At 56.7% G+C, this 25,033-nt stretch carries 21 protein-coding genes; 13 read left to right on the top strand and 8 right to left on the bottom strand.

All coding sequences use genetic code 11. The features are described from left to right. Nucleotides 1–68: 68 nt before the first annotated feature. Complete coding sequence (locus VNX88_01695; protein ID HWY67342.1) at nt 69–1,451, bottom strand: metallopeptidase TldD-related protein; 1,383 nt, start codon at nt 1,449–1,451, stop codon at nt 69–71. 279 nt (nt 1,452–1,730) lie between these two features. Next, nucleotides 1,731–3,158: a metalloprotease TldD gene (gene tldD / locus VNX88_01690; GenBank protein HWY67341.1), complete on the bottom strand. Its 1,428-nt coding sequence runs from the start codon at nt 3,156–3,158 to the stop codon at nt 1,731–1,733. A 285-nt stretch (nt 3,159–3,443) separates the two neighbouring features. Here tldD and VNX88_01685 point away from each other — a divergent pair, with 285 nt between their 5' ends. Then, nucleotides 3,444–4,649 (top strand): cation:proton antiporter, encoded by a 1,206-nt coding sequence (locus VNX88_01685; protein HWY67340.1) that lies wholly within the window; start codon nt 3,444–3,446, stop codon nt 4,647–4,649. 44 nt (nt 4,650–4,693) lie between these two features. Here the strand turns inward: VNX88_01685 and VNX88_01680 are convergent, their stop codons facing one another. Continuing rightward, complete coding sequence (locus tag VNX88_01680; GenBank protein ID HWY67339.1) at nt 4,694–5,968, bottom strand: glycosyl hydrolase family 18 protein; 1,275 nt, start codon at nt 5,966–5,968, stop codon at nt 4,694–4,696. Between the two features lie 63 nt (nt 5,969–6,031). Next, on the bottom strand, nt 6,032–6,823 hold the full coding sequence (locus tag VNX88_01675) for an SDR family oxidoreductase (protein ID HWY67338.1): 792 nt from the start codon (nt 6,821–6,823) through the stop codon (nt 6,032–6,034). Between the two features lie 424 nt (nt 6,824–7,247). Here VNX88_01675 and VNX88_01670 point away from each other — a divergent pair, with 424 nt between their 5' ends. Next, entirely contained in the window at nt 7,248–8,150 is a 903-nt protein-coding gene (locus VNX88_01670) for an energy transducer TonB (GenBank protein HWY67337.1), read from the top strand. 38 nt (nt 8,151–8,188) lie between these two features. Here the strand turns inward: VNX88_01670 and ispF are convergent, their stop codons facing one another. Together ispF and ispD are read right to left on the bottom strand one after the other, a co-directional pair. Next, nucleotides 8,189–8,770 carry a 2-C-methyl-D-erythritol 2,4-cyclodiphosphate synthase gene (ispF, locus tag VNX88_01665; protein ID HWY67336.1) on the bottom strand — a complete coding sequence of 194 codons (582 nt, stop codon included), beginning with the start codon at nt 8,768–8,770 and terminating at the stop codon, nt 8,189–8,191. 120 nt (nt 8,771–8,890) lie between these two features. After that, on the bottom strand, nt 8,891–9,667 hold the full coding sequence (gene ispD / locus VNX88_01660; GenBank protein HWY67335.1) for a 2-C-methyl-D-erythritol 4-phosphate cytidylyltransferase: 777 nt from the start codon (nt 9,665–9,667) through the stop codon (nt 8,891–8,893). 241 nt (nt 9,668–9,908) lie between these two features. On the opposite strand from ispD, the gene tilS reads away from it, so the two are divergent. From tilS to ftsH, 3 genes are all read left to right on the top strand, one after another. Further along, nucleotides 9,909–11,330, top strand: coding sequence for a tRNA lysidine(34) synthetase TilS (gene tilS, locus VNX88_01655; protein HWY67334.1), 1,422 nt, complete (start codon nt 9,909–9,911; stop codon nt 11,328–11,330). 59 nt (nt 11,331–11,389) lie between these two features. After that, nucleotides 11,390–11,902 (top strand): phosphoribosyltransferase family protein, encoded by a 513-nt coding sequence (locus tag VNX88_01650; GenBank protein HWY67333.1) that lies wholly within the window; start codon nt 11,390–11,392, stop codon nt 11,900–11,902. Between the two features lie 417 nt (nt 11,903–12,319). Beyond that, the gene (gene ftsH / locus VNX88_01645; GenBank protein ID HWY67332.1) at nt 12,320–14,221 is read left to right on the top strand and encodes an ATP-dependent zinc metalloprotease FtsH; all 1,902 of its coding nucleotides are present in this window, start codon (nt 12,320–12,322) and stop codon (nt 14,219–14,221) included. A gap of 350 nt (nt 14,222–14,571) precedes the next feature. On the opposite strand, the gene VNX88_01640 is transcribed toward ftsH, so the two are convergent. Continuing rightward, nucleotides 14,572–15,333: a VTT domain-containing protein gene (locus VNX88_01640; protein ID HWY67331.1), complete on the bottom strand. Its 762-nt coding sequence runs from the start codon at nt 15,331–15,333 to the stop codon at nt 14,572–14,574. Between the two features lie 142 nt (nt 15,334–15,475). Between VNX88_01640 and VNX88_01635 the strand changes: the two genes are divergently transcribed. The 8 genes from VNX88_01635 to VNX88_01600 all read left to right on the top strand — a co-directional run bounded on the left by VNX88_01635 (nt 15,476) and on the right by VNX88_01600 (nt 24,405). Beyond that, nucleotides 15,476–16,282 carry a hypothetical protein gene (locus tag VNX88_01635; GenBank protein ID HWY67330.1) on the top strand — a complete coding sequence of 269 codons (807 nt, stop codon included), beginning with the start codon at nt 15,476–15,478 and terminating at the stop codon, nt 16,280–16,282. Between the two features lie 150 nt (nt 16,283–16,432). Beyond that, a complete protein-coding gene (locus VNX88_01630; protein ID HWY67329.1) occupies nt 16,433–16,738 on the top strand; it encodes a hypothetical protein in 306 nt (101 codons plus the stop codon). A gap of 98 nt (nt 16,739–16,836) precedes the next feature. Further along, the gene (locus VNX88_01625; protein HWY67328.1) at nt 16,837–17,604 is read left to right on the top strand and encodes an alpha/beta fold hydrolase; all 768 of its coding nucleotides are present in this window, start codon (nt 16,837–16,839) and stop codon (nt 17,602–17,604) included. A gap of 132 nt (nt 17,605–17,736) precedes the next feature. Next, nucleotides 17,737–18,072, top strand: coding sequence for a PadR family transcriptional regulator (locus tag VNX88_01620; GenBank protein ID HWY67327.1), 336 nt, complete (start codon nt 17,737–17,739; stop codon nt 18,070–18,072). Between the two features lie 4 nt (nt 18,073–18,076). Continuing rightward, nucleotides 18,077–20,743, top strand: a complete 2,667-nt coding sequence (locus VNX88_01615) for an ABC transporter permease (protein ID HWY67326.1) — start codon at nt 18,077–18,079, stop codon at nt 20,741–20,743. An 86-nt stretch (nt 20,744–20,829) separates the two neighbouring features. Next, a complete protein-coding gene (rsmI, locus tag VNX88_01610; protein HWY67325.1) occupies nt 20,830–21,687 on the top strand; it encodes a 16S rRNA (cytidine(1402)-2'-O)-methyltransferase in 858 nt (285 codons plus the stop codon). Between the two features lie 332 nt (nt 21,688–22,019). Continuing rightward, nucleotides 22,020–23,036, top strand: a complete 1,017-nt coding sequence (locus VNX88_01605; protein HWY67324.1) for a hypothetical protein — start codon at nt 22,020–22,022, stop codon at nt 23,034–23,036. A gap of 430 nt (nt 23,037–23,466) precedes the next feature. After that, nucleotides 23,467–24,405, top strand: a complete 939-nt coding sequence (locus tag VNX88_01600) for a 5'-3' exonuclease H3TH domain-containing protein (protein ID HWY67323.1) — start codon at nt 23,467–23,469, stop codon at nt 24,403–24,405. Between the two features lie 208 nt (nt 24,406–24,613). Here VNX88_01600 and VNX88_01595 read toward each other — a convergent pair whose 3' ends face one another. Further along, complete coding sequence (locus tag VNX88_01595; GenBank protein HWY67322.1) at nt 24,614–24,871, bottom strand: hypothetical protein; 258 nt, start codon at nt 24,869–24,871, stop codon at nt 24,614–24,616. Nucleotides 24,872–25,033: the final 162 nt, after the last annotated feature.

Raw genomic sequence — 25,033 nt, 5'->3', positions numbered from 1 at the left:
AGGTATCGCCGCCGGTTCCAATCCTCGCCGGCTGGTACTTAGGAGGTAACTATAAGATTACGTAAGAGTTACTCACCAGCTATGGTCATGCCATCGATTCGCAGCGTAGGTGCCGCGATAGAGCTTCGGAACTCGAGGTCGTTTCCTATCGCCGACACGTTGCGGAACATGTCTTTCAGATTGCCAGCTACAGTGATCTCTTCTACTGGGAACGTCAGTTCACCATTCTCGATCCACAAGCCAGAGGCGCCACGCGAGAAGTCGCCTGTCACGAGGTTCACCCCAAATCCCAGGAATTCCGTGACATAAAGGCCGCTTGGAATATCGCGAAGGATATCTTTGGGGTCCTTCTCACCGGGTTGCAGATAGAAATTGCCCGAACCAATTCCTGGATTGCCGGTCAATCCGCGGGCGGCGTTGCCGGTAGTTTGCAGTTTGAGCTTTCGCGCCGTGTATGTGTTCAACAGATAGTTCTTCAGAACTCCGCGCTCGACGACGACAGTACGTCGCGTCGGCACTCCTTCCCCATCGAACGGAGAGGAACCGAAGCCGCCGACCATCGTGCCATCGTCGATGATGGTGATGTTCTCGCCCGCAATCTGTTCTCCCAGTTTGCCCGCCAGATAAGACGCGTGCCGATAGATGGCATCGCCGTTCACCGCGTCGAAGATGTGGTCGATCAGACCGCGTGAGACCATCGGATCGAACACTACGGGAACCCTTTGTGTAGCAACCTTGCGAGCGCCTACGCGGCGCAGCGTTCGCTCCGCAGCCTTTCGACCCACAGCCTCAGGCGATTCCAGTTTCCGCAGGGTGCGGGAAGCCGAGTACCAGTAGTCGCGTTGCATCGCGGAGCCTTCGGCCTGCGCGATCGGAACAGCAGAAACCGAGCAATACGACCGGCGATATTCTCCGACGAATCCGAGCGAGTTAGCGAGGACTTTGTACCCGGTGGCCGCGTCGAAGGAGCCACCATCGGAGTTCGTGATGCGACGATCCGCTGCCATGGCCGCAGCTTCGGCGCGACGTGCGTAGTCAATCCTGTCGGCGGTCGAGAGCGAGTAGACGTCGTCGTAGTAAAGATCGAGGTCCGACTTCAGTGAGCCCAGGCTAGCGGCATCCGGCAACCCGGCAATGGGATCTTCTGAAGTTGCTCGCGCCAGGATGATTGCGCTGGATACCAGGCGCTCGATGCCTTCACCAGAGAAATCGCTGGTGTGTGTTGCGGCCGCGCGCTTCCCGACAAATATGCGCAGTCCCAACGCGCGCGCACCAGACTCTTTCAGAGTCTCCACTTCTCCGAGTCGAACCAGCGTGGAGAACTCGTTGCCATCGCGCGCGATGGCATCGGCGGCAGTAGCTCCCGCTTTCATCGCACGAGCGACTACGTCGACGGCGATGTCCTTGAGGCCGGCGCCGACTTCGATTCGTTCTTGGGTTTCGACTGGCATCTTCTTTCAGTTAAATACGTGCCACAGCCGCCCTCGGCTGTGTCGGCTCCCATCAGTACCGTTTTGGGACATTCTTTTTAGCCTTGTCATCCTGAGGCCCTGTTTTGGCAGAAGGATCTCCCGCGATGCATCGGACTTAATTGCAGTAGGTGCGGCTTCTTCACGAGAACACCAGAGTGCCGGCCCAAGAGCCAAGAAACAGCAACTATGTTCGACACATCGCGGGAGATCCTTCTGCCAAAACAGGGCCTCAGTATGACAGTCTAGGGTGAATCTCGCCTATCCGGTTCCCCCCACAGTCAATCGATCCACCTTGATCGTAGGCATGCCCACGCCGACGGGTACTGACTGGCCATCCTTGCCACAAGTCCCCACGCCCTCATCCAGCTGAAGATCATTGCCAACCATCGATACGCGAGTAAGCACATCAGGACCGTTGCCGATCAGCGTCGCGTTCTTGAGAGGCGCAGTGATTTCGCCATCTTCGATCAGATAAGCCTCTGAAGCTGAGAAGACGAACTTGCCATTTGTGATATCTACCTGACCGCCGCCGAAGTTCACTGCGAAGAGCCCGCGCTTTACCGACTTGATGATGTCCTTGGGATCGTCCTGGCCAGCGAGCATGTAAGTGTTGGTCATGCGCGGCATCGGGATGTGCTCGTAGCTTTCGCGACGGCCGTTGCCTGTGTTGGCGATGCCCATCAGGCGCGCCGAGAGCTTGTCGCTGATGTAGCCCTTGAGAATTCCATTTTCAATCAGCGTTGTGTGCTGCGTCGGCGAACCTTCGTCGTCAACGTTAATGGAGCCGCGCTTCGACGGCATCGTGCCGTGGTCAACCACGGTTACTTTTTCACTCGCCACTCGCTTGCCGATGAGTCCAGCGAACGCGGAGGTCTTCTTGCGATTGAAGTCGGCTTCGAGCCCGTGCCCAACCGCTTCGTGCAGCAAAACCCCGGGCCATCCCGGACCGAGTACGACTTCCATTTCTCCAGCAGGCGTCTCGCGAGCATCGAGTTGAATGATCGCTTGCCGTGCCGCTTCGTGAGCGAAGTACTCTGGTGTTCTTTCTGTCTGGAAATATTCGATTCCCACGCGCCCACCGCCGCCGGAATTGCCTCGAGCAGAATTCTGTCCGTCCTTGGCGATGCAGAACACGCTCATGCGAGCGAGGGGCTGTGAGTCGGATGCAACCACGCCATCCGATCCGACGACGAGTATCCTGCGCAGTTCGTCGGCGTAGCTGGCACGAACTTGAACGATTCGGGAGTCATAGCTGCGGGCGTGGCGGTCAGTGCGTTGCAGCAGTTCGACCTTCGCTGCAACTTCGGCATCGACGGATGGCGAGGCGACGGCGTAGAGAGTGTGTCCACCGGTCGGATCTTTAAGATTGACCACCGGCTGCTTGTTGGGCCCACTGGCGATCAGAGCAGCGGTCCGGGCGGCTCGCACGATGCGCTCTGGGGAAAGATCATCTGTGTAGGCGTATCCAGTACGCTCTCCCGAGATGACGCGTACGCCACAACCTGCCGAAATGCCCTGAGTTGCCGACTTGATCAGCGATTCATCAAGGCTCAGCGAGGTTGACGTGTGGTACTCAAAGTACAAATCAGCGTAGTCCCCGCCTGCCGACAATGCCTCAGCCAGATACCGTTCAAGGTCCCGATTGGTGAGACCTAGCTTTTGAAAGAAAAACGCGCGATGGTCCATGAAATCAGCTTTTAAGCGGCTAAGCTCCCAAGCTGCTTAGCCGTTCTCTATCAGATTAACACCCAACGATTGGATGTTTTGGGGCAGCGGCTCGGTTCGAGCCCAACACCGCACGATTCCTCAAATGGATGCGGAACTTAAGAAACCCGGCAAAGTTCGCCTTAGCTCAGAAACCTAAGAGCCTGGAAGCTTAGCAGCTTTTTTGGCGCAGTTTGGCACTTCAATCCAGGTACTCTGGATTTCAGTGGCGCGCAGCTTAGGTCGCAGGGACAATGAGTACGCGGCATGACGCACGGCGCCGATCCATTTCTGCTGCAGCTCCTGGTGATCTTCCTTTGGGCGAAGATCTTCGGCGAACTCTTTGAGCAGCTCTCATTACCCGCGGTGCTGGGAGAGATCCTCTCAGGCGTTGTGCTTGGTCCTTATCTCACCGGCTTCGTCATTCCCAGCGAAGCGACCACCTCAATCGGCGAACTCGGCGCGATCTTTCTTCTCTTCACCGTTGGCCTTGAGACTCGTCCGAAGGAGCTTATTCGCGTCGGCGCATCGGCATTGGGAGTTGCTCTCGCCGGCGTCGCTTTGCCCTTCCTGACGGGACTGGTGTTCCTGCTGATTCGGCATCATCCCGCACACGAAGCCGTCTTCATCGGGGCTGCCATGGTGGCGACCAGCGTTGGCATCACAGCCCGCGTGTTGGAAGACCTTGGCGTAATGCAAACTCGCCCGGCAAAGATCATCCTCGGAGCCGCGGTTTTCGACGACATCCTGGGAATGGTGCTGCTTGCAGTGGTCGTAGGATTCGTTTCATCGGGAACGATTGCGTGGATCCAGTTGAGCGTGTTGCTCGTGGAAGCCGTTGGATTCGCGCTGCTGATGATCTTCTTCGCGCCACGAGTGATTCAACGCATGCGTCCCGGATTGGAACGGATGGAAACGCACAATGCTCCTCTGGTCCTCGCTCTGGGGATTTGTCTCGCGCTCTCAGTAGCAGCGGAGAGGATTGGGATGGCTTCGATTATCGGGGCCTTCTTTGCCGGCCTTGCCTTCGCTGAATACGCCCCCGAATGGCACCTGATGCCACGCGTCGCCGGCATCAACGAGTTTCTGGCTCCTTATTTCTTTTTCATAATGGGAGCGAAGCTGAACCTCAGCGTCTTCAATGGATCGTTATGGCTGGTCGCAGGTGCAATCTCCGTTCTCGCCATCATCTCTAAACTGGTTGGCTGTGGACTACCTGTCCTGCGCGAAGGCTGGGACACCGCATTGAAAGTGGGAGTCGGAATGACTCCTCGCGGCGAAGTCGGCCTCATCATCGCGCTGCTCGGTCTGCAGCTGAAAGTGATCTCCGACGCAGCTTACGCGATCGTAGTATTCATGACCGGCGCCACTACAATTTTCGCCCCAATCATGCTCCGGTGGCTCTATCGGAACCGCGTGCGCAAGGAAGATGCCCCACAATATGACACTGGGGAGACGGTCGAAAGGGTTTGACGGATCGCGTCAAATTTCGGGTGACTGTCAAACCACGCGCGGTTCTACTTGCCTGCCAAAACCTTCACCAACTCCGCGTCTGTTGTGTCCTGCCCCATCTCCCAGAACATCAGTCCGCCCAACCCATGCTGGCGCGCGTATTGTCGTTTGAGTTGCAGCGCCTGGGGACAGTCGTAGCTGAAGAACTCATCGTTGTTCCAAATTGAGCACGTGGCGATCTTCGGATAGAACTGACGATCGGCGCTCTCGGGCAACGCTTTCAAGCTGCGATATTCGGGCGGCGATTTGGATGCGTCCTTTGCAGTCTGATAGAGACCGTGGTTCGCATTACCCACGCCAGTCCATCCCTTTCCATAAAAGGGCACGCCCAGGATAATCTTTGGCGCCGGCACCCCTGCATGTAGAAAGTTCTGCACGGCATACGCGGCGTAATGAGTGTCGGCCGGAGGCTTCGATGGATCGGCTGGATCATGGAAGAGCGCGCTGTGGAGGTTCGTGATCTTCTCACCATTCCAGTGCATGTCGTAAGACATGATGTTGATGTAATTCATGTGCCGCGCAAGAGACTTCAAATCGAAGTACTCGTAATCCTCTTGCGTGGCGGGAATAGCGGCAGTGAGTAGCAGGCCCGGGCGAACGGCGTCAAGCTGCCACCGGAACTCTGCCGCCATGGCGTTCAGATTCTTCGTGTCTTCGGGGCGTCCAGGAATCATGCCGCCATCAACCGGATACTCCCAATCAATATCGATGCCGTCAAAGATTCCCGGCGCGCGGATTCCCGGAGCGAAGTTGCCACGGATGTAGAGATCGACGCACGAGCGCACGAAATCACGGACGTGGGCCGGCTGCGCAGCATCCGAAAATCCTTCAGAGTTAACCCAGCCGCCCACCGAGATGACGACTTTCATTTTGGGAAATCGCTTCTTCAGTTCCTGAAGCTGATGAAACGTGCCGCGCAGTTGATTCGGATCAGTTGAGTCGGCGGCGCCATCGACGCTCTGCTCCGCTGGGAATGGGTGTTTCAATTCCAAATCAGGATCCAGAAGCTGACATCGGCTCTGCGAGACCTTTCCGAAGGCATAGTTCAGTTGCGTCAGCAGACCGGCGGCGCCATTAGTTGCAAGTTGTTTGAGGGGATAGTCGCCTCTCGCGGCATGGCGCTCCGCATAGTACCCAATGAGTTGCGGACGAGCAGTTTGGGCGAGAGCTATTCCGGGGAGTGCTATGGCGATTAACGCTACTAAGCTGCAGAATGTGGCTCCGGCCACCACCCCCGCTTGAGTGTTGACTTTGATTTCCGTCGGCTGAAACCCTCGCATTTCCTAACTTTAATGCAGACGTACGCAGACATCCGGCCGGGAGCGGCCGGAACCGCAGAAAACTCAAATTGCTCTGACTACTCCACCATCCGCGCGAAGCGAGGCTCCGTTGATAGCCGACGAAAGCGGGCTGCAGACGAAGGCCACCACAGCTCCAATCTCTTCTGGGGTTTCGAATCGTTGCAGCAGGGATGTTGGGCGCACGTGGCGAAAGAAATCGCGCTCGAACTCAGCGCGGTCCACGTTCTTTTGCGATGACATTTGCTCCACGAAATCACTCACACCTTCCGAGGCTGTAGGTCCCGGCAGCACGCTGTTGACAGTGACGTTCGTGCCGGCTGTGGTTTCGGCTAAGCCGCGAGCAATCGCGATCTGTGCGGTCTTGGTCATCCCGTAATGAATCATCTCTGCGGGAATCTGGAACCCGGATTCGCTGGAGATGAACACAATGCGTCCCCAGTTCCGCTGCTTCATTCGCGGAAGATGATGCCGGCTGAGGCGAACTCCGCTGAGGACATTTATTTCGAAGAAACGCAGCCAGTCCGCGTCAGGAATTTCTTCGAACGGCTTGGCCTCGAAAATCCCGAGGTTGTTGACCAGAATGTCGAGGTCGGCATATTTCGCAATTGCCAGCTTGGCGCCTTCAGAGGTTCCCAGATCGGCCGCCAGGCCTTCGAGTCTTGCGCTGGCGTTGGTTTTCTTCAGCCTGCTAATAGCCTCATCGACGCGCCGCTGAGTGCGGCCGTTGACGATGACGTTAGCTCCTTCTTTCGCCAGTGATTCGGCTATGGAGTAACCAATTCCGGCGGTGGATCCGGTAACAAGTGCGCGTTTTCCCGCAAGTTGCAAATCCATGCGCATCAGATGCAAAGTGCGTGAACACAGATTCGGGCCAGGAAGGATCGGGTGTCGGAGACCATGGGTGAAGCTCACGAGCCGAGTTTCAGGCGTCAGTTGACCTCACCGGATGGCCTGATCGTCCGATTTTCAGGACCAGCTGCCAAGCTCCCGATGTGCAGATTCTTCGCAGCGGCTCGACGGATGGAAGCCTCAAAATGTGTTCATCCCAATAAAGTGGCGGAGTCGCCCACCGCGTGCTATCGTCTGGGGCTATTATGCAAATGCCGATTTCTGGCCTTGATTTGAACGATTTAACCCTGTGAATCCTAGCAGTGGACGACTAACGTACTAGAGGGTATTAAGGAAGTTCCTGTCTTTCGTATGCAAGGTCTTGGAACCTTTTGCGCCGAAGACAGTCTATACTACGGAGTACGAACGCATGGCTACCTCGGCCACTCAACCGGCACCTCGGCTTCCGGGTTCGGGCAACGTTGCTCCACCCAAGCAGCCGACCGACATCTTGCCTACTCTATTTGGCGAGGGCTATGGTACGTACGCCGTCCAGTCTCGAAATTTCTACACATCGATACTCCTTCACACAGTTGCGCTTGCCCTGTTGCTGTATCTCACGCATCAAGTGGTCACGCATCGTGCGCAAATCGCGCAAGCGTTAGGTCCGGTTATTGATATAGGAGCATACATTCCGATGCCGGCGTCGGCGAAGCAGGTCGGCGGTGGCGGTGGCGGTGGCGATCGGGACAAGCTCGAGGCCAGCAAGGGCGTTCCGCCAAAGTTCAGCATGCAGCAGATCACGCCTCCAACCGTAGTGATCCGTAATGACGCTCCCAAACTCGCGGTTGAGCAAACGGTAATGGTTCCTCCGCAAGTGAAGATTAATCAGGTGGGGCCGATTGGCTCGCTGACCAGCGTGTTGAGCGTTCCTTCCAACGGAACTGGATATGGTTCTGGAGTTGGCGAGTCCTGTTGTGGGGGCGTTGGCAACGGCAACGGACGTGGCGTCGGCCCTGGTGACACGGCGGGAATGGGCGGAGGAGTCTTCCAGGTTGGTGGCGGCGTTGCGCCTCCCCGCATCAAGTTCCAGACCGAGCCTGAGTTCTCAGAAGAGGCTCGGAAAGCCAAGCATCAGGGGACTGTGGTGGTGCGAGCGACAGTCGGGCAAGACGGCAAAATCCACGATCCTCACGTGGTGCGCTCGCTGGGCCTGGGCTTGGATGAAAAAGCCATCGAGGCCGTCAATAAATGGCTCTTCGAACCGGCGATCAAAGATGGTCGCAAGGTCGCGGTTTATGTCGACATCGAAGTGAACTTCCGGTTGTATTAATCCTCTTCCCAAGTTCCCAAAACGGTATAGGCCAACGGCTATTTCTTCGCTGGCGCCTTCTCGATCCTCACGTCCTTAACCAATTTCTTCACTACCTCATCGACGTGATTGTCAGCCTCGAGCATCGCCGCGGCAACCTCGAGTCGATTGTGATCTTCGTGCTTCTCGAGCAGAACGACAACATGAGCGATTGCGGCTTTCTCGGTTCCCATGCCTTCGGGAGTCTTGGCTTTCACCCCAACATCCTCCGGTGATATCTCAAGAAGCTCCGCGATGCTCTGACGAATCCGGTTCGCCACCGGACCGATCTTCGGCTGGTCAAGGATCAGAGTGGAATCGACGTTGCAAACCTCCCAACCTGCGTCGCGAACCTTGGTCAGCGCCTCAATTACAAAAATTGAGGAATCTGCCCCCTTCCACTGCGGATCCGAGGGAGGAAAGTAGCTTCCGATATCGCCCGCGGCGATTGCGCCAAGCAGAGCATCAGTGAGGGCGTGCAGGAGCACATCCCCGTCGGAATGCCCGGCGAGGCCATGCGTATGCTTTAGATCCACCCCACCGATCTTGAGCGGCACACCCTTTTTGAATTCGTGCGAATCCCAACCGTAGCCAATGCGCATTTGCTTAGCATTTCACCACGGAGTCACGGAGACACGGAGAAAATCTGGGAAAGTTCATAGAACCCTGCGAACAATGCCTTTCGTCATGATAGAGAGTGACAATTTGGGGAGTACCGGCGCTCATAGCCCTCCTTCTGCCTTTCTCCGTGTCTCGGTGCCTCCGTGGTGAGAACCGCGCTCGTCAGATTCCCTGGCATAGAACTCTGCCAGTTCCATATCTGAAGGCGTTGTGATCTTGATGTTTTTCGGCGATCCCATCACGACGGCCACTTGGTGTCCTGCTCGTTCCACCAGGGATGCCTCGTCGGTGCCGATGAATCCATCCTGTGCGGCTTCGTCGAAGACTCGCTTCAGCAGTTCGTAGCGAAATCCTTGCGGGGTTTGCGCCATCACCACTCGCTCGCGCGGAACCGTTGAGGTGATGATCGCGCCTTCAGCGGTGCGCTCGACATGTTTGATGGTGTCCACGGCGGGCAGTCCAGCAATGGCTGCGCCATATTTTGCCGCACACTGAATGACATTCTCGATAATTTCGGGATCAACGAACGGGCGAACCGCGTCATGCACTAAGACCACATCCAGTGCGTCCGCCTTTACCGCCGCCAGTGCGTTTGCAACCGATTGCTGGCGATGATCCCCACCTACGACAACATGCATCCTTGGCCGAAGCCGCTGCGCGGCAAGAAAATCGTGCAGGCGATCGGTTTCGTTTTCACGGACTGCGATGTAGATGTCGCTTACCTCCGGAACTTGCGCAAACTTCTCAAGCGTGTGCAGCAAAATCGGCTTGCCGGCAATTTCGGCAAACTGTTTCGTGGTCTGCCCCGGACGAGCGCCGGATTGCACCGCCATGCGCGTTCCAAGTCCCGCGGCGGGAACGATGACAACCACTCTCATGGGAAGCGAAGTATAAAACAATCGGGTGATCGGGTCATCGGGTGATCGGGCGAAGGAAAGGCAGAGGCTGTCAGCTTTTGGCTCTCGGCTTTCGACCAGTACACGTTGTCCTGTAATGGCCGAATTGCATGCCGGCAGAACGCCATGCTGATTGCTTTGTTCTTACTTCACCCGATGACCCGATCACCCGATTCTCAGTGACTCCGTGCCTCCGTGGTGAAAAAATGTTTTGGTGCTTCCTTTGCTGCAACGCGTGGCCGAATACGTTCGCGCGCATTCCCTGATCCGTGCTGGAGAGCGTGTGGCTATTGCCGTCTCGGGCGGGGCCGATTCGGTCGCCTTACTCCGAATTCTGCTTGAGCTTCGGGATGAGTTAGGGACTGTGATCTCGGTCGCTCATTTTCACCATGGAATTCGCGGAGCCGATGCGGACGCCGACGAAGTTTTTGTCGCCGATCTTGCGAGTCGTTATGACTTGGAATTCCAGGTCGAGCGCGGTGAAGCTCCTGCACGCGCAAAGGATAGCAACATCAGCCTGGAGACTGCAGCTCGCCAGCTGCGTCACGACTTCTTCACGCGCATCCTTCACGAAGGAAAAGTTCATCGCGTTGCCACTGCGCACACCATGGACGACCAGGCAGAGACAGTTCTCATGAAAGCCCTGCGAGGCGCAGGCAGTCGTGGGCTCTCCGGCATCTTTCCCGAGCACCAATTAGCTGCGGGAAGGATTGTGCGTCCGCTGCTCGAGGTGCGTCGTGAAGAGCTGCGAGAGTACCTGCGCGCGGGCAAACAGGGGTGGCGTGAGGACGCGAGTAATGCAGATCTGAGCTTTGCTCGCAATCGCATTCGCGCCCGAGTGTTGCCGATGCTGCGCGCCGAGGCAAATCCATCAGTGGATCATGCCTTGGCTCACTTGGCGGAGATCGCACGCGCTGAAGAGCAGTATTGGAGTGACCAGATGGCGCGGCTTCTGCCGTTGATCGTTGTGCCCGGCGAGCCCGCACGTGGCGGTGGGCGCAGACAGACCAGCTCACCGGGAATCGCCATCGACATCCAAAAATTTTCGCAGCAGCCGCTAGCAGCCCGACGCAGATTGTTGCGCGCTGCTGCGGAACAACTCGGACGCAGGATGGATTTCGAGCAAGTCCGGGCAGTGCTCCACCTGATTAGTCAACGTGCAGAGCGAGGTGCTCAGAAGAAGATTGTCGAACTCGGCGACGGCTGGAGAATTCGCCTGCTGTTTCGCGAATTGCGCTTTGAGGCTGCAGAGCTGCAAGGGTCGAGTGCTGACTACGCACTCCCATTGCGCATTCCGGGAGAGGTTAGTCTGACTGCGCTTGGAACCAAGATTCGCGCGCGCATCTGCCAAGACAATGGGAATGTGAAAAATGCGTCGTATAATCCGCACTCAGTTCGAGTACCCGCAATTACCGAGTTATTGGTGCGTAACTGGAAAGCTGGAGATCGCTTCCGGCCTGCACGTCACAATTCGGAGAAGCGCGTCAAGGAACTCCTCTATCCGTTGCATCTGAGCGAGGAAGAGAAGCGGCTTTGGCCGGTAGTTGTGGCCCGGGATCGAATTGTTTGGGTGCGCAGCATCGACTCGCCTGAATTGCGGACCGAGGCCGGAGAGCGGCTCTTGATCGAGGAGAGCCTTGAGTAATGCCTGCAGTTCGGGGCCAGATCTAAGGAAAGAAATCCAGGACTGGAACCCAGCAACCAATGGCACTTAAGATCCTGCTCAGCGCCGAGCAGATTCAACGCCGCGTAAAAGAGATCGGGCAGCAGATTTCCCGCGACTACGCGGGCAAGAACCTGATGCTCCTGTGTGTGTTGCCGAATGGTTTCGTTTTTGCTGCCGATTTAATCCGAGCCATCGATATCCCGGTAAGCTGCCAGTTCATCCAGCCGCAGAAGAAGTCGACGCAGGGAGATGCCTCTCACGTTCAAATCCACTACGGATCTACCGTTGACGTAAACGGCAAGCACGTCGTGCTGGTGGAAGGCCTGATCCAGTCCGGGCACACTACCGAATTCCTCCTTCGCACAGTTTTGAGCTGGAACGCCGCCTCGGCCCGGCTCGTGGCATTGATAGATAAGCAAAGCGCGCGCAGGGTGCCGGTTCAACCTGACTACATGGGCTTTATTCTCGAGGAAACGTTCGTCGTTGGGTATGGCATGGGCGATCCTGAATACGGGCGTAATTTGCCCTACATTCAGGGCGAAGGAAAATAGCCTAAGCCCTTGAATTCAGCATTCGCACCCACAAATCGCTCCTTTCCCTGGTGGATCTGTTATCCAACACGGCCACAATCCGTCTAAATCGGTTAGGTATTCTCGAATCACGTATCCGGCTGAGTGCTGATCGCTGACCGCCGAGTGCTGGGTTTCCGCGCCTTAGCCCGAACCACGGTGTCTAACGGATTGGAACCGATGTTGTAGTGGCTTATTTTCGAGCCAGCTTTTCACCCGAAACCATATACAATTTCGGTAAGAAGCTGGGTCGAGAGCCCAACTTGGGCATCTAAGGACTGTGGAGCCCTAAGGATCGCTTTTCGCGGATCCCATGAATTCGTAAGATTGCCGATTGAGAGTTGCGTAACAGTAAGGTTTCGCGGGCTCATTCGAGAGGTAGGTTCAGGAGCATTGAAATTGAATTCAACCGTCAAGACCGTCGCCTTCTGGCTGGTGATCCTGCTTTCCGGCGTGTTGCTCTGGCAGGTAGTGAAGGCCGGCGGCAATAGCCCCAAAGAGGTGCCGTCCTCATTTTCCAAGTTTATGCAGGACGTCGAACGTGGCGATGTGAGCGAGGTTACCATTGTTGGCCCCGAAGTTCATGGCAAGTATAAGAGCGGCAATTCCGCGTTTCAGACTATCGCTCCAGCTAACTATCCGGACATGATCAAGGATCTTCGCGAGAAGGGCGTCACCATCAATGTGAAGGATAGTTCCGGAAACGGTTGGCCTACCTACCTGCTCAATCTCTCTCCACTCATCCTGTTCGCTGCATTGTGGTTCGTGATGATCCGCCAGATGCAGACCGGCGGCAACAAGGCACTTTCGTTCGGTAAGAGCCGCGCCCGCCTGCTCTCTATGCAGCAAAAAAAGGTGACGTTCAAGGACGTTGCCGGCGTGGATGAAGCCAAGGAAGAGCTGAAGGAAATTATCGAATTCCTGCGCGAGGCGCAGAAATTCCAGAAGCTCGGTGGACGCATTCCAAAGGGCGTCCTGCTCGTCGGACCTCCAGGAACCGGTAAGACTCTTCTGGCACGAGCAGTAGCCGGCGAGGCCAATGTTCCCTTTTTCTCCATTTCCGGCTCGGATTTTGTAGAGATGTTCGTCGGCGTCGGTGCAAGCCGTGTACGCGACCTGTTTGAGCAAGGCAAGAAGAACGCCCCCTGCATCATCTTCATCGATGAAATCGACGCTGTTGGACGCCATCGCGGCGCGGGCCTTGGTGGTGGACACGATGAACGCGAGCAGACTTTGAACCAACTGCTCGTTGAGATGGACGGATTTGAATCAAACGAAGGTGTGATTCTGATCGCTGCGACAAACCGTCCGGACGTTCTCGATCCCGCGCTCCTGCGCCCCGGCCGTTTCGACCGCCGTGTAGTGGTTGCGCGTCCTGATGTTCGCGGACGTGAAGAGATCCTCCGCGTGCACACCCGCAAGATTCCCATCGGAGACGATGTTGATCTCTCGATTCTCGCTCGTGGCACACCTGGGTTCTCCGGCGCCGACTTAGCCAATATGGTCAACGAGGCTGCGCTGAACGCCGCTCGGCAGAACCGCAAAGCGGTTTACATGTACGACTTCGAGATTTCGAAAGACAAAGTTCTCATGGGCGCAGAGCGCAAGTCGATGCTGCTCTCCGACCACGAGAAGAAGGTCACTGCCTACCACGAAGCTGGACACGCGTTGGTTGCGGCCATGCGCGATCATGCTGATCCGCTGCACAAGGTCACGATAATTCCGCGTGGAATGGCGCTGGGTGTGACCATGCAGTTGCCGATCGACGACAAGCACACCTACACCAAGGACTATCTTGACACTCGCTTGGCCATCATGATGGGCGGCCGCGTTGCCGAAGAGATCTTCCTGCACCAGATGACGACCGGCGCCGGCAATGACATTGAGCAGGCTTCCGACCTGGCCCGTCGCATGGTATGTGAGTTCGGTATGAGCCCGCTTGGTCCGATCACCTTCGGCAAGAAAGACGAGCAGATCTTCCTGGGCCGCGAGATCAACCAGCATCGCGACTTCAGCGAGGAAACTGCCAAGCAGATCGACAAGGAAGTGCGTACGTTGGTCGATGCGGGTTATCAGTCGGCTACGCAGATCCTGTCAAGCCACAAGGACATCATGCATCGTATGTCTGCGGCCTTGCTGGAGCGCGAAGTACTCGATGCCAACGAGATCAAGCTGATCATTGAAGGCAAAGATCTCCCGCCGATCAAGATGCCATCCAGCGGCGACGGCGTGCAACAAGTGTTGAAGCCCGAACCAGCCCGTAGTCCAGGCTTGGCCCCGGGACATCCGTCACCCGCGTAAGCGCCAAGCTAGTTCAACAAAAAGAGCAGCCAACGAATCGGCTGCTCTTTATTGTTTTGCCTTGCAAAAACCAACCTCACCACGGAGTACACGGAGAACAGCCCATAACGGCCACAAATCTCGGCCTTCAGCCTTCCTGTCCTTGTGGTTTCATCCCGGCGGTTCTCCGTGTACTCCGTGCCTCCGTGGTGAAACCGGATTTAGGCGCTAACGGAATTGACAATCACAATCTTCTCCACGGGAAATTCACGCGCGATCCAACCATCAAGCCCGCCTTGCAACGGACGCACGCGCGTGATGCCTCGTTTTTTCAGTTGCAGCGCCACCCGGGCGCTGGTCGCTTCGTTGGGTCAAGTGCAGTAGAGGATGATGTCGCGATCCCGCGGGATCTCCTCGTGACGAACCTCCAGCTCCTCCGGTGTCAGGCGCAGAGCGCCGGGAATCTGCACCGAATCTTCTGCGAGCGTGAACTCATTACGCAGGTCAACCACAACCGCGCGGCCGCTATCGAGTTGTTCCTTCAACTCCTCGGGCCCAATACGGGAAATGCGCAACTTCTGGATAAAGCGCTTCCGCTGGATGTGCTTGAACGCAATCCACGCTGCGGCTGCCGCCAAAACGATGAACAGCAGAGGCAGGCCGGAACGATGCAGTAAGGAAAGAACGTCCTGAACTTGACGATGAAATATTCTTCCGATCAATAAAATGCTGCTTGCCCAGAACAGCGTGCCGCAAACGTCATACGCGAGAAATTTCAGCCATGACAGACGAACGATGCCCGCCATGGGCTGCGCTACGGTGTTCAAACCCGGTAAGAACTTTGAGATCAGAAGTGAGCTTGCCCCGCGCTTCATGAACAGGTTTTCCGTGTTCTTTACGCAGGAGTCCGGCTCGAGCGAAATTCGGCACAGCAGGTTCAGAATCCTGCCGCCTTGTGTGCGGCCAAGCTGGAACCACATCAGATCGCTCAGAAAGGCTCCGCAGAAGGTCAGCAGAAGAAGGACGTTGAAGCTGATCTTGCCCTCGGCACTGAGTGCTCCCGCAGTAAGCAGCAAGGGCACCGAAGGCAGGGGCATCCCTGCCTGTTCCGCCAGCACCCAGAGAAAGATCACCGAGTATCCATGGTGGATTAGAAAACTTGTCAGTTCTGCAGCTTCGTGGCCCATTCGGTTTGGTTGAAACGCGAAGCGGGGTTTCCCCCTACGTTAATAGCGCTTTCGCATTCTGTTGTTAGAGTATTCGGGATTGCGCCGGGTGACAAAACCTTTCGCGGTTGCCGTTTGGATAGGGGCCGTGGTTCTCGTCGGCGGACCGCGCGCGCTTAGCCAGCAGCCCTTCTATACCGATGATGCCGATGTAACTCAAAAAGGAAGGGTCCACCTCGAGTGCAGCAATGAGTATGATCGCCTCCCACCTGACGTCTTTCCCAACCTACGGCAGAACACATTAGTTTGTAAGGTTGCGGTTGGCCTGCCGCAAAACATTGAGATCGGGGTCGACGCCCCTCTGCTCGCTATAAGCCGTGAGAGCGGCAACACACCGCCAACCTCGTTAGGAATCGGTGATACCGACTTTGCATTCAAATGGAATTTCCGCAAGCCGCCTGGGGACTCGCGCGCCTTCTCATTCACAGCCGGTTTCAACTTCGAGGTCCCGACTGGCAGAGCAAAAGAGGACTTGGGTTCGGGACTGGACGACTACGTCGCTACCTTCATCGCCCAGAAGAAGCTCACCGACAAGACTACGATGCACCTAAACAGCGGGATAGTCTTCGCCGGTAATCAAACCACTGGAGCCATCGGAGTGGCGAATACGCGAGGCCAGGTGTACACGGGAGGGGTTTCGATCGTTAGACAGGTCACGCCAAAGCTCGATCTCGGAGCCGATCTCTATGAGGCGTTTTCCCCGCAATTTCAGTTCGCCCGCGGCCAACTCCAAGGGTTAATGGGCGGCAACTACGAGTTCCACAAAGGCTATACGTTCGATTTCGGGATAGTTCTTGGCGCCTTCGCGGCAGCTCCGCGAGCTGGGATTCAGCTAGGATTCTCCCACGACTTCTGATGAGGGATGTCGGGCTTCCGGAAGAAGAGTCTTGTAACTGAAGCGCCGTCTCGCTAGTAATCTTCCCATATCCATCTCAAATAGAGACAATCCGTTTTCAGTCGAATCTCGTACCTATACGAGTAATATTCCCTTGCAGAGAGATTTGTCATGAAGGAAATCCTGGAGAGCATGGAAACCCTCGCGCCGAAGCTGGCGGCGTTAGAAGCATTGATGTCGCGTGGCGACTTCCGCAAGGAGAGTCTCAGCGACCTGCTTGGCCCCAATCCAAAGGCGGCATTTTCCAGGTTAATCGAATTCAAGGCCACCCTTGATCGCATGCGCGGTCTCACCTGGGGGTATTTGGAGGCAGCAGCCAGCGCCGGCAAGCTTCCTGCCCAACGTATTCCTCAAGCACTGAAGGAGTTCCTCCACGACCAGTCCACTAAGACGCACTCCGGCAAAAAGACAGGATAGGCGTCGAAAAAGTATCCTCTCGAACGAGCCCCCGTAGCAGTCTCAGTTTCACGATGATGAGCACTGAGGGTGATGACTGATATGCTCGTCAGCGCGCCATGCAAAGCAGCGAGCACATCCTCACCGATACTCCTCCGTCGGCTGACGCGCGGCTACGCTACGGCGACGACGAATTCCAGTTTGGCGATCTGCGTTTACCTAAAGGGCCCGGACCATTCCCTGCCGCAATGTTCATTCACGGCGGTTTTTGGCGTGCGCGCTACGATTTGAAGCACACCAGCTTTCTCTGCGCTGCGGTCACCAAGGCCGGTTTCGCTACGTGGAACCTCGAATACCGGCGCGTAGGCAATTCCGGCGGAGGCTGGCCTGGCAGCTTTGAGGACGTTACCGCCGGCTATCAATTCCTGCGCCAGCTTGCCGGGAAGTATCCGATCGACACGAAGCGAATTCTCGTCCTGGGACACTCTGCCGGTGGACAACTCGCGCTTGCCCTCGCGGCCCATCACAATTCCATGCGCGGCGTGGTATCGCTCGCTGGCGTGATTAACCTGCGCCGGGCCTGGGAGCTGCATCTGAGTAACGACGCCGTCTCAGAGTTCCTGGGCGGCGATCCTCAGCGTGTGCCCGAGCACTACCACGAAGCCTCACCTGCCGAGCTGGACATACATTGCAAGCAGCTAATAGTTCACGGAGCTGAAGACGACACCGTACCAGTCCAGATGAGCCGTGACTATGCAAAGCAGAAGCTCCACAGGCACGAGAACGCCAGTCTGCTGGAAATTCCCAAAGCAGGACACTTCGAGATCGTAGATCCTGAATCCACCATCTGGCCCAAGGTAGAGAAGGCTGTGTTGGCCTTAGTCTAATCAAGTAAATCTGGTGGCTCCGGTCGGGCTTAGCTCGAGTTATTAGACACGCAACTTTCCTGCCGCGGCCGATCCACACCTTGTTTGTCACATCTTGACAATCAAGATGATGAGCGATTATCGTCTCGAGCAATGGACGAGACCAACACCGACGTAATCCAGGGAACGCTCGACATGCTAATTCTCAAGACGCTCAGCCTGGAGCCGATGCATGGCTTCGGCATCGCGCGGCGAGTCGAGCAGATTTCGCGGGAAGTCTTCAAGGTGAACCCGGGATCGTTGCTGACCGCATTGCAGCGTCTGGAGCGTGCCGGATGGCTTGACTCCGAGTGGCGCCAGACCGAGAACTCGCGCCGCGCAAAGTTCTATTCGCTTACTCGCGCAGGAAAAAAGCAGCTCGAAGTCGAGACCGCAGACTGGACGCGCCGCGCCTCTGCCATCGCGCGACTACTGAAAGCCGAAGGTTAATCGGATGTCCCTCTGGCGCCAGCTCACACACGGCATTCGCGTCCTCACAAATCGCGGGGCGGCCGACCACGACCTCGCGGAGGAACTCAAAGACTATCTCGAGCAGACGACGGCCGCGCTCGAGGCCGGTGGCCTCAGTCCTGAAGAAGCGCCCCTCGCAGCGCGCCGGGAGATCGGGAACACACTGGTTGTTCGCGAGCAGGTGCGCTCCTACGGGTGGGAGAACGTTGTGGGAACGCTGCTCTCCGATCTGCGCTATGCAGTCCGTCAACTGCGCAACAACCCTGGTTTCGCTGCCACCGCCATCGCGATCCTCGGCCTTGGCATTGGCGCCACAACTGCGATCTTCAGCGCGATCAATCCTATCCTTTTCCTGTCGCTCCCCTACCCCCGTCCCGACCGAATCATGATGATGTTTGAACGGATGGGTGGCGGCTCGCGCCTGCCCAGCTTCGGTACGTTCGAGGCGCTCTCACAGAACCACTCCTTCGATGCGATGGCGGTTATGAAGGTGTGGCGCCCAGCGATGTTGGGAATTGGTGAGCCGGAGTTTTTCTGGGGGCAGCGGGTGAGCCCGGATTACTTTCGGACGCTTGGCGTCGTTCCAGTTCTCGGTCGTGATTTCCAGTCTTCCGACGATCAGCTTCACGGCCCGAATCTCCTGATCCTGAGCGATCGTCTCTGGCGTCGTCGCTTTGCTGCGGACCCGAACATCATAGGGCGCGCGATCACACTGGAGACCAGCCGCGACTTCGACGCGACCAGCCGCTACACCGTCATTGGCGTGATGTCTGCCGGTTTCGAAAACGTACTTTCTCCCAATGCGGAACTGTGGGCTCCGCTCCAGTATGACTCTTCGCTTCCGGATGACGGCAAAGAATGGGGACACCATCTGCAGATGGTGGCGCGGCTGAAGCCGGGCATGAACAAGGAGCAGGGTGCCAGTGAGCTAGACACATTTCTGCCGCCGTTCGCCAGAGCACACGCCAAGGGCTTTGAGGGTGCCGGAGGAGTTCCTCAGGGAGTGATCCTAACGTCTTTACACGACAATCTCATCGCTGGCGTGAAGACTACGTTGTTGGCGATTCTAGGAGCTGTAGTGGTCGTGCTGCTGATTGCCTGCGTGAATGTAACCAATCTTTTGCTTGCCCGCGCTGCCCAGCGACGCGGAGAGTTCGCGATGCGTGCTGCCCTCGGTGCGCGACAATCACGCCTGCTGCGCCAACTGATTACCGAGAGTCTCCTGCTGGCGGCACTCGGTGGGTTGGTAGGCATAGCAGTAGCGGAAATGGGAGTACGCGCGCTGGTAGCTTTGAGTCCACCAGCACTGCCCAGGGTTGATGCGATTCGCGTTGATACGGCGGTACTCATTTTCGCTTTCCTCATGACAACTTGCGTCGGAGTCATGGTAGGACTGATTCCTGCGCTTCAATCGGCGCGCAGCGATCCGCAAACAAGCCTGAAGCAGAGCGCGCGTCAAACCGCTGGCGGCAACCAACTCGTGCGACGCTTGCTAGTAGTCACGGAGGTTGCGCTTGCTTTGGTTCTCCTTTGCAGCGCCGGCCTGCTTTTGCGTAGCCTCGAGCACCTGTTCTCGATCGATCCTGGCTTCGATTCAACACACCTGCTTACCATGGAAGTGCAGGAGTCAGGACAACGGTACGTTCGTGACGATGCTCGCGCTCGGTTCTTCGAGCAAGCGCTCGAGGCCGTGCGCCATGTTCCCGGAGTGGAATCAGCAGCATTTGTAAACCAGGTGCCGCTGAGTGGTGATTACGAAGTGTATGGCATTGAATACGAAGCGCTGCCCCACGGACCGGAACCCGTTTTCCGGTACGGGGTGAGTCCTGACTATTTCCAAACCATGCACATTCCTCTCCGTCGCGGACGGTTTCTCACAGAACGCGACCGTGCGCAGGAACCTGTGGCTGTTCTCATCAGCGAGTCGCTCGCAAAACGCAGGTTCCACGGCCTCGATCCAATTGGACAACGTGTGCGGATGGGTCCCGATATAGCGCGTCCTAACGCGCCTTGGAGAATAATCGTTGGAGTAGTGGGCGATGTGAGGCAATTATCGCTGGGGGTCGCTGAAACAGATGCGTTCTATACCACGAACTGGGCTTGGACCGGTAACGTGCAGTCGGTAATCGTGCGGACTAGTGGTAGCGAAGGCGACCTCGCGCCTGCGGTACGAAGCGCAATCTGGTCGATTGACAAAGATGTGCCGATCACACGCATTGCGAGCATGCCGAGCCTGGTCGCGGCCAGCGAAGCAGAGCGCCGCTTCGCGTTGATGCTCTTTGAATGTTTCGCTTTGGCAGGCCTCATCCTCGCAGCGACCGGAATCTATGGTGTCCTCTCGGGCAGCGTAACGGAGCGCACGCGAGAGATCGGAGTTCGTTGCGCGCTGGGCGCATCGCGCAGCAGCATCGTTGCGTTGGTGGTGCGTCAGGGTATGACGCTCACCGGGATAGGCATAGCCATCGGTCTGATTGGCGCAGCGGCCGCGAGTCAGGTCGTCGCCGCCATGCTCTTCGGGGTGTCGCGCCTCGACCCAATCACGTACGCAGCGGTCATCGCGTTGCTCGGCAGCGTGGCACTGCTCGCATCCGGTGTTCCAGCCCGGCGGGCAGCGCAAGTGGATCCTGCAATCACCTTGCGAGCAGAGTAGGCCGACCTGCTGCAGCAGACCGGAGAGCTGTTACACTGCCCTTCGCCTTGGTTACTGCGCGTGATGATGAACATTCGGAACCGTCCTTGGCTCCGGGACTTTACGTTGTCGCAACGCCAATCGGCAATCTCGAAGACATTACGCTTCGGGCATTGCGAATCCTCCGACAGGTGGACCTGATCGCCTGCGAAGATACGCGCCATACACAAAAGCTGCTGAACCATTTTGAAATCAAGACTCCCACGCAGAGCTATCACCAGCACAACGAAGCCGCGCGCGCGAAGGAACTAGTGGAGCGAATAGCCGCGGGAGAGCGCATTGCGCTGGTTTCCGACGCTGGGATGCCCGGGATCTCCGATCCGGGAGAGCGGGTGATTCGCGCGGTGGTCGAGCGCGGACTCAACGTTGTGGCAATTCCGGGCCCGTCGGCGCTTATAGCTGCACTTGTCGCCAGCGGATTGCCCACCGAACGATTTCGCTTCGTCGGATTTCTACCGGCGCGCTCAGGAGAGCGTCGCAGTGTGCTCGAGGGTCTCGCGGATCTGACTGAAACGCTCGTTTTCTACGAGGCGCCGCATCGCATCGTCGAAATGATTCACGATCTGGACAACGCATTCGGCTCCGACCGGCGCGTGGTTATAGCGCGCGAACTCACCAAGGTTCATGAAGAGTTCTTGCGCGGCAGCGTTTCCGAACTCTCCGCCGAGCTTGCCCGACGGGACACAACTAAAGGAGAACTCACAGTCATCGTTGCCGGAAAATCCGGAAAACAGGAAGCGCCAAGTTCAAACCCAAATCTCGTCGAACGCATCACGGAGCTCATGAGGTCCAACCACCTCGACGAAAAAGATGCGCTCAAGCAAGTGGCTCGCGAGTTTGGACTTTCAAAAAGTGAAGCCTATCGAGAGTGGCAGAGAATGAAAAGATCAAGGAACAGGGGATAGAGTGCAAGGGACAGAATTCATTCCTACTTAGGAATTTTGCTGCTCTCTAATCTGTTTCCTGCAACTTCTCGGCTGCCTGGGTGTCTTTCTCTGCCTAATGTGAGAATCGCGATGCTCAATCATGGCCTGAAAATGATTAAGGCGCCAAGATGCGTCTCGCTGAAGGCATCATTTTTTCAGTAACTTACATCCGACAGTAAGAACGCATAGTTGGGAAGCAAAACTGCTGCTCGAAGTCAGAGTATTGGTGTGTCGTCCACCCATCACGATTGGGGAGCCCGTCGCGCACCTCATCCCCTTATTCCGTTAGGAATCGAATGCCGGGAGTATGAATGGCTGAAAATGTAATTGACCAGATCGTTGCCGATCTTCGGCAGCAAGCAACAACGTTGTATCCCAATCGCGGTGAGTTGCGAAACATCCGAGTAGTAGGCCATACACCCAAGAGCGATCACTTTATCTACGATCTGGTTGCGGACTTTGCCAATGGCGGAGAGCGCATGGCGGTGAAAGTGTACCGTTCCGGGAAGACTCCGCAGGCCGCTCGGAATCAGGCCACGGCCGAATACACTAATCTTCAGCGAGTGTACACGGCCTTTTCAGAGAACCAACTGCCTGGTGTTCCGCGTCCGCGAGGTAACTTCAGTGCGCTAGGCGCACTGGTCAGTGAAAAAATCCAGGGTGTGCCTCTGCAATCCATGATGATGAAGGCCGCGCTTCTCCCCGGCTACGACGACAATACGTCGCTGCGCGAAGCTGCCGGCAAAGCCGGTGAGTGGCTGCGCAACTTTCACAACCTCACTGGTGGGCCAACTCAAGTATTCGACGCACAGCAATTGCTCTCCGAACTCGAGAATCTCTGCCTGAACTGTCGCGGCGAGGGACTCGACAATGAAGCGATCCAGATGATTCTCACTGGAGCGAAAAATTCGCTTGCCAAGACCAGGAAAGCGATTCCCTCTTCAGCTGTGCTGAAAGACTTCACACCGCTCAGCGTTGTCGTTACGGAAAACGGAGTAGGCGTTAGTGACTACGGCAAGATGTCGGATCATGGAATCTCGTTCAACGATGCCGCCACCTTTCTGGCCTCGGTAGAGGCGTTGGAAAAGTACCCGTTCTGCAACCGCAACATCACCGGACCCGTGCAGGAAAGCTTCCTCGAAGCCTACGGCGCAAGTGGCGCCGATCAGGCCGTTCTGCGCGTGCTTAAAATGCGTGCGTTACTTTCGATGTTCGCTCAAGGACGCGGCGTGAAGGAGAGCGGTGTCCGCAAGAAGGTAATGTGGGCAACCGTCATGAAGCGCTTCATTCAGCAAGCTGCCAGCCGCTCGTTGGCTCCCGCTGCATAGACCGCTTCCGCATAGAGTTCGACTTCAACCAACTTTCAGAAATTCGTGCCGCGTTTCGCGGCACGACCGGAAATGAGCCCGGCACTGATGTGCCGGGACAGTAATTGTGGAATCGAGCCCCGCTAGGGGCGGCACCCCTCTTAGGCAAAAAGTTCGAACAAGCAAGTGGCGCCCTTACAGGGCTCGCGTCTCACCTCGAGCGCGCTCGGCACCGTTTGCCGGGCTCACATCTCTCGTGTCGCTAGAAGCGGCACGATTAAGAAACGAGTGCTCTGATACCATAAGGTATCGCCAGCCGCTGTCTCCACAACATTTCTCGAGCCGTCTTGTCGAGCGTTACTGCGTTTGGGGGCCAAACAGCAACGCATGGAGTCCAATGCCGTCTCAAAACCAAATCCTGTAACATCGCCTAGAGAACCTGGATCAGTCCATGGACGTTCACTTAATCGACGGCACCTATGAACTCTTCCGCCACTTCTTCGCGGTGCCTTCGGCAACGGATGCGAGCAGGCAGGAGATCGGCGCAACGCGAGGCGTGCTCGCTTCTGTTTTGTCGATGATTGAACAAGGCGCGGCTCACATTGGAGTCGCAACCGATCACGTCGTCGAGTCATTTCGGAACGAACTATATCCCGGCTATAAGACCAGCGAAGGTGTGCCTTCGGAGCTCCTCTCACAGTTTCCCATTCTGGAAGTGGCCTTGCAGGCGATGGGCGTGCTTGTGTGGCCGATGGTCTACTACGAAGCTGACGACGCGTTAGCTTCCGCCGCGTTTAACGCAGCGCAGGACGAGCGAGTGAGTCAAGTAATCATTTGTACTCCCGACAAGGATCTGGCTCAGTCTGTCGTCGGAACGCGAGTAGTCCAATGCGACCGCAGGCGCGAGATCGTGCGCGATGAAGCCGCGATCGTCGCCAAGTTCGGCGTGAGGCCGCAATCGATTCCCGATTATCTAGCCGTGGTCGGCGACAGTGCCGACGGGTATCCCGGATTGCAGGGATGGGGTACAAAAGCGGCTGCTCTCACGTTTTCTCAATACTTTCATCTGGAAGATATCCCCAAGGATTGGCGCGAATGGCATCCTTCGATCCGAAAGGCTCGTGCATTATCCGAGTCGTTGTTTGGCGCATGGAATGACGCGTTGCTGTTTCGCACTCTCGCAACATTGAGACTTGATGTCCCTGTCTTCGACTCGGTGGACGATCTTCGCTGGAAAGGGCCGAGAAAAGACTTCGAGGACTGGTGTCGCCGTATGAACTCGCCAACTCTATTCGGTCGCGCTGCTTCAGCCGTTTCAAATCACTCAACTGCTGCGGCCTCGAACGCCCGTTCGGCTAGTCCCGCCCACAGGCGGGACGCTAGCCAGTAGCCCAGGCGTTGGATTCAGCGTAACTTACAAACGAGAGCCGGATGGAATCTCGTTTCCAGCAAGTTTCGGTACCGAATTCCGATTGAAGGCCGTTGTCCTTTATCAATCGGGATATACGTGTTTCGCTCTTGAACAGTAATTTCGAACGCACGCACGTTGATTCCACAATTCACTATGGAGCAGAGAGCCAATAGAGAAACGGAATAAATCAGGATTCGGCAAGAATGAGCCGATCTGATTTCCCGATGTAGCTCTTCCTGCGAAACCAGTCTTCCATCGCGTTACGTAGCGCATCGAGTGGGACTAGTGCCCCTGCCTCGATCATCCCGTCGGAAATTGGCAATGTGTCGTCAAAGACGGCATCGTTGGTGAAGTTGCGCATCGAGAAGCTGTCGAGCCACTTCAACTCGCACGGCTTGCGCTTGCCGTCCTTCTCGTATTCCACTCGGATTCGGCGAGAGAACATGAAGCCTGATTACCCTGGAGGACATCCCTCGAGTTCTTATAACACTTCATCCCGTGGTCTCGCGGCTGTGTTCTCTGCGGCGCATGGCGTCGTGCCCGGAAACGGCGACAGAGTTTCTGCAAAGCGCTGGTGGATCGGCTGAATTTGCGTGAAAAGAGGTGG

This window comes from Terriglobales bacterium (assembly GCA_035567895.1).
GTDB lineage: Bacteria > Acidobacteriota > Terriglobia > Terriglobales > Acidobacteriaceae > Gp1-AA112.
This window is presented reverse-complemented; position numbering and strand designations above follow the sequence as displayed.

Excerpts from the sequence above, each read along its gene's own strand:
- VNX88_01605 (HWY67324.1), top strand. The coding sequence starts at position 22,020 with ATGGCTGAAAATGTAATTGACCAGATCGTTGCCGATCTTCGGCAGCAA.
- ispD (HWY67335.1), bottom strand. The coding sequence starts at position 9,667 with ATGAGAGTGGTTGTCATCGTTCCCGCCGCGGGACTTGGAACGCGCATG.
- VNX88_01680 (HWY67339.1), bottom strand. The coding sequence starts at position 5,968 with ATGCGAGGGTTTCAGCCGACGGAAATCAAAGTCAACACTCAAGCGGGG.
- VNX88_01650 (HWY67333.1), top strand. The coding sequence starts at position 11,390 with ATGGCACTTAAGATCCTGCTCAGCGCCGAGCAGATTCAACGCCGCGTA.
- VNX88_01620 (HWY67327.1), top strand. The coding sequence starts at position 17,737 with ATGGACGAGACCAACACCGACGTAATCCAGGGAACGCTCGACATGCTA.
- VNX88_01685 (HWY67340.1), top strand. The coding sequence starts at position 3,444 with ATGACGCACGGCGCCGATCCATTTCTGCTGCAGCTCCTGGTGATCTTC.
- ispF (HWY67336.1), bottom strand. The coding sequence starts at position 8,770 with ATGCGCATTGGCTACGGTTGGGATTCGCACGAATTCAAAAAGGGTGTG.
- VNX88_01625 (HWY67328.1), top strand. The coding sequence starts at position 16,837 with ATGCAAAGCAGCGAGCACATCCTCACCGATACTCCTCCGTCGGCTGAC.
- VNX88_01695 (HWY67342.1), bottom strand. The coding sequence starts at position 1,451 with ATGCCAGTCGAAACCCAAGAACGAATCGAAGTCGGCGCCGGCCTCAAG.
- VNX88_01600 (HWY67323.1), top strand. The coding sequence starts at position 23,467 with ATGGACGTTCACTTAATCGACGGCACCTATGAACTCTTCCGCCACTTC.
- VNX88_01675 (HWY67338.1), bottom strand. The coding sequence starts at position 6,823 with ATGGATTTGCAACTTGCGGGAAAACGCGCACTTGTTACCGGATCCACC.
- VNX88_01670 (HWY67337.1), top strand. The coding sequence starts at position 7,248 with ATGGCTACCTCGGCCACTCAACCGGCACCTCGGCTTCCGGGTTCGGGC.
- tldD (HWY67341.1), bottom strand. The coding sequence starts at position 3,158 with ATGGACCATCGCGCGTTTTTCTTTCAAAAGCTAGGTCTCACCAATCGG.
- VNX88_01595 (HWY67322.1), bottom strand. The coding sequence starts at position 24,871 with ATGTTCTCTCGCCGAATCCGAGTGGAATACGAGAAGGACGGCAAGCGC.
- VNX88_01615 (HWY67326.1), top strand. The coding sequence starts at position 18,077 with ATGTCCCTCTGGCGCCAGCTCACACACGGCATTCGCGTCCTCACAAAT.
- VNX88_01630 (HWY67329.1), top strand. The coding sequence starts at position 16,433 with ATGAAGGAAATCCTGGAGAGCATGGAAACCCTCGCGCCGAAGCTGGCG.